The sequence below is a fragment of the Variovorax sp. 01T439_2 genome (assembly GCF_056398445.1).
Map to the genome: position 1 here is coordinate 1 of NZ_JBFTPJ010000887.1, position 4054 is coordinate 4054.

The following is a 4054-nucleotide window of genomic DNA, read 5'->3' on the forward strand; positions in this document are numbered from 1 at the left end:
GTGTTCGCCACCGGCCAGGCCTTCACGGTGGACGGCGGCATCACCATATGAACCAGCTCGACTTCGCGGGCCGCCACGCGGTGGTGACCGGCGGCGCGGCGGGGTTGGGCTACGGCATTGCCGAGCGGCTGATCGCATCGGGCGGCAGCGTCACGCTCTGGGACCGCGACGAGGCTGCCGCCGGCAAGGCCGCGGCGGCGCTCGRCCCCAAGGCCTTTGCCGTGAAGGCCGACGTGGCGCAGCAGGCTTCCGTCGCTGCGGCCGTGGCGGCCACGCTCGCGCATTCGCCGCGCATCGATGCGCTGGTCAACAGCGCCGGCATCACCGGCCCCAACACCAGGCTGTGGGACTACCCGGTGGACGATTGGCGGCAGGTGATGGAGGTCAACATCAACGGCGTCTTCCTGTGCTGCCGCGAAGTGGTGGCGCAGATGCGCGCGCAGGGCTACGGCCGCATCGTCAACATCGCTTCGGTCGCAGGCAAGGAAGGCAATCCCAATGCCAGCGCGTACAGTGCAAGCAAGGCCGCCGTCATTGCGCTCACCAAGTCGCTGGGCAAGGAGCTGGCCGACACCGGCATCCGCGTCAACTGCGTGACGCCCGCGGCGGTGAAGACCGCCATCTTCGACCAGATGACACCGGAGCACATCGCATTCATGCTCTCGAAGATTCCCATGGGCCGCTTCGGCACGGTGGAGGAGGTGGCCGCGATGGTCGGCTGGCTCTGTACCGAAGATTGCTCGTTCTCCACCGGCGCCGTGTTCGACCTGTCCGGCGGCCGCTCCACTTACTAAGTCAGTCAGTCTCCCCAAGAAAGGACCACATGAAACTCGTTCGCTATGGCAACCCCGGCAAGGAAAAGCCCGGCCTCATCGATGACAACGGCCAGCTGCGCGACCTGAGCGCGCTGGTCAAGGACATCGGGCCCGAGCAGCTCGGCGATGCCGCGCTGGCCAAGCTGCGCAAGCAGAAGGTCGACAAGCTGCCGCTGGTCAAGGGCAAGCCGCGCTTCGGCAGCCCGGTGGCCAACGTTGGCAAGTTCATTGCCATCGGCCTGAACTACGCCGACCACGCGGCCGAGTCCGGCCTGCCGATTCCGAAGGAGCCGGTGGTCTTCATGAAGGCCACCAGCTGCATCCAGGGCCCGAACGATCCGGTCATGCTGCCCAAGAACTCGGTCAAGAGCGACTGGGAAGTCGAGCTCGGCGTGGTCATCGGCACGCGCGCGCGCTATGTCTCGCAGAAGGACGCGCTCAACTTCGTGGCCGGCTACTGCACCATCAACGACGTGAGCGAGCGCGAGTTCCAGATCGAGCGCGGCGGCACCTGGGACAAGGGCAAGGGCTGCGACACCTTCGGCCCCATCGGCCCCTGGCTCGTGACGCGCGACGAAGTGCCCAACCCGCAGAAGCTGTCGATGTGGCTCGACCTCAACGGCAAGCGCATGCAGACCGGCAGCACCAAGACGATGATCTTCAGCATCGCCAAGATCGTGAGCTACCTGAGCCAGTTCATGACGCTCCTGCCCGGCGACGTCATCACCACCGGCACGCCGCCCGGCGTGGGCCTGGGCATGAAGCCGCCGCTCTACCTGAAGAAGGGCGACGTGATGACGCTGGGCATCGAAGGCCTGGGCGACCAGCGCCAGGAAGTGGTTCCGTTCAAGCTGTAAGCCAACAACAAGCGAGCAGCCAGGAAGCGGCGCGGCGGGCAGTATGTCCCATTGACAGAACATTGAAACTGCAAAAACATCAAAGGCATGTCGCAGATGCCTTTGCCGAAGTACCACCAGATCTATCTGGTCCTGCGTGAGCAGCTGCACGAAGGCCGTTTCGCCGAGGGGCTGCCCGGCGAGCTTGCGCTCATGGCGCAGTTCAACGTGGCGCGTGTCACGGTGCGGCGCGCGCTCGAGCAGCTGTCTTCCGAAGGCCTGATCGCGCGCAACCCGGGGCGCCGCACGCGCGCGCTGCCGCCCGTGCTCGCAGGCGAAGCGAACGGTAGCGGCAACGGCATGGAGCGCGCCAATCTGCGCGGCCTGCTCGAGAACCTGGTGACGATGGGCCTGCACACCTCGGTGAAGGTGATCGAGGTGGCCACCATCACGGCCTCCACCCACGTGGCCGAGGCGCTGCAGCTGCAGCTGGGCGACCCGGTGCAGAAGGCGGTGCGCGTGCGCTCCACCAAGGAAGGCCCGCTCTCGCACATCACCACCTACGTGCCCGACACCATCGCGYGCCGCTTCGGCCGCCGCGAGCTGTCGAAGAAGCCGATCCTCGTGCTGCTCGAGGAATCGGGCGTCAAGGTGGGGCGTGCGCACCAGACCATCTCGGCGCGGCTGGCCGACAGCCTGATCGCGCAGCACCTCGACGTGTCGGTCGGCTCGGCCCTGCTCGCGGTGCGCCGCCTGATCTACGACGAGGACGAGCGGCCCGTGCAGTGGCTGCACGGCCTGTATCGCCCCGACCGCTACACCTACGAAATGCAGCTCTCCCGCGTGGGCGGCATCGACGCGAAGGTGTGGGTCAGCAAGGACGTGTCAGCCAAGTTCAACTGAAGAGAAAAAAGGAAAAGCCCCATGCAGAACCGCCGCAGTTTCGTGTCGCAGTCCGCCGCCCTGGCCACCGCCGTCGCCTTCCCGCTCGTGGCCGGCGCGCAGCCCAAGGCCGTCAAGGTTGGCGTGCTGCATCCGGTCACCGGGGCGCTGGCCTACTCGGGCCAGCAGTGCCGCCTTGGCGCGCTGATGGCCATCGAGGACATCAACGCTGCCGGCGGCATCAAGGCGCTCGGCGGTGCGAAGCTCGAGGCCCTGCTGGGCGACGCGCAGTCGCAGCCGCAGGCCGGCGCGGCCGAGGTCGAGAAGATGAACGAGGCCGGTGTCTCGGCCATCGTGGGCGCCTACGCCTCGGCCATCTGCCTCGCGACCACGCAGGCGGCGGCCAAGTACAACTTGCCGCACGTGGTCGACGTGGGCGTGGCAGACCAGATCGTCGAGCGCGGCCTGAAGAACACCTTCCGCTTCGGCCCCGGCTACAAGAAGTCGACCGAGGTGGCCATGGCCAACCTGCTGGTGCTCAACAAGGCCGCGGGCAACCCGGCCAAGACGGTGATGATCATCCACGAGGAGTCGCTGTTCGGCGCCGGCACCGCGCAGCTGCTCTCGCGCGAGCTGCCGGGCTACGGCTTCGAGGTGAAGGAGGTGGTCAAGCACGCCAACCCCACGCGCGACTTCAACAACATCGTGCTGCGCATGAAGTCGGTCAACCCGGACATCGTGATTCCGGCCAACTACTACAACGAGTACGCGCTGCTGGTGCGCACCATGCAGCAGCAGAAGGTGGTGCCCAAGGCGATCTTCTCGGTGCTGGGCGGCGCCGCATCGAGCTACAAGTTCGTGAAGGAGTTTCCGGACGCGGCCAACGGCATCATCGACTGCAACCACTGGTTCAACCCGAAGGACAAGCGCTCGCAGGAGCTGCGCAAGCGCGTGGAGGCCAAGGGCCAGTTCTTCRGCTACGAGGTCTTCATGACCTACACCTCGATGTGGCTGCTGGCCGATGCGCTGGAGCGCGCGAAGTCGGCCGAGCGCGCGGCCATCGTCGACGCGCTGGAGAAGAGCACCTTCTCGAACCACATCATGCCGTACGGCCCCACGAAGTTCGTCAACGGGCAGAACGAGGGCGCGCAGCCGCTGATGACGCAGGTGGTGAAGAACGATATCAAAGTGATCATTCCGCGCGACTACCGCGAGGTGGAGCCTGTGTTTCCGCTCCGGGCATGAACTTCTTGTGTTTGAGCGTCGGGCGCGGTGACGGGCGGTCTGGCTCTGGGCGTCCGACGTCACCGGTCCTTCGGACTTCGCTGCCGGCAAGCCCCCCGTATTCCGCCGATCGTCGATCAAGCATGGAGCCCGGTATGCGGTGCGGGCCGGGCGAACCCCTCTGCGCCGCCGAGGAGCGCAGCGTTTCGCGGATCAGGGCTCGCAGCTGTTTGAGCGAAGCGAGTTCTGCGAGACCCCGCGAAGCGCGAGCACCGCAGGGCAGCCCGAAGGGCCGGC

Annotated in this window: 4 protein-coding genes; all 4 read left to right on the plus strand. The window is 66.5% G+C overall.

The genetic code is table 11. The features are described from left to right. Nucleotides 1-47 precede the first annotated feature (47 nt). Entirely contained in the window at nucleotides 48-794 is a 747-nt protein-coding gene (locus AC1DOC_RS29290; protein ID WP_478131081.1) for an SDR family NAD(P)-dependent oxidoreductase, read from the plus strand. A gap of 29 nt (nucleotides 795-823) precedes the next feature. After that, the gene (locus AC1DOC_RS29295; RefSeq protein WP_012745943.1) at nucleotides 824-1672 is read left to right on the plus strand and encodes a fumarylacetoacetate hydrolase family protein; all 849 of its coding nucleotides are present in this window, start codon (nucleotides 824-826) and stop codon (nucleotides 1670-1672) included. A gap of 96 nt (nucleotides 1673-1768) precedes the next feature. Then, nucleotides 1769-2554, plus strand: coding sequence for a GntR family transcriptional regulator (locus AC1DOC_RS29300; RefSeq protein ID WP_478131083.1), 786 nt, complete (start codon nucleotides 1769-1771; stop codon nucleotides 2552-2554). Nucleotides 2555-2575: 21 nt separating this feature from the next. Beyond that, on the plus strand, nucleotides 2576-3778 hold the full coding sequence (locus AC1DOC_RS29305; protein ID WP_478131082.1) for an ABC transporter substrate-binding protein: 1203 nt from the start codon (nucleotides 2576-2578) through the stop codon (nucleotides 3776-3778). The last annotated feature ends 276 nt before the right edge of the window (nucleotides 3779-4054 follow it).

Bases quoted from the DNA above. Each gene is read 5' to 3' on its own strand.
- AC1DOC_RS29295 (WP_012745943.1), top strand. From the start codon at position 824: ATGAAACTCGTTCGCTATGGCAACCCCGGCAAGGAAAAGCCCGGCCTC.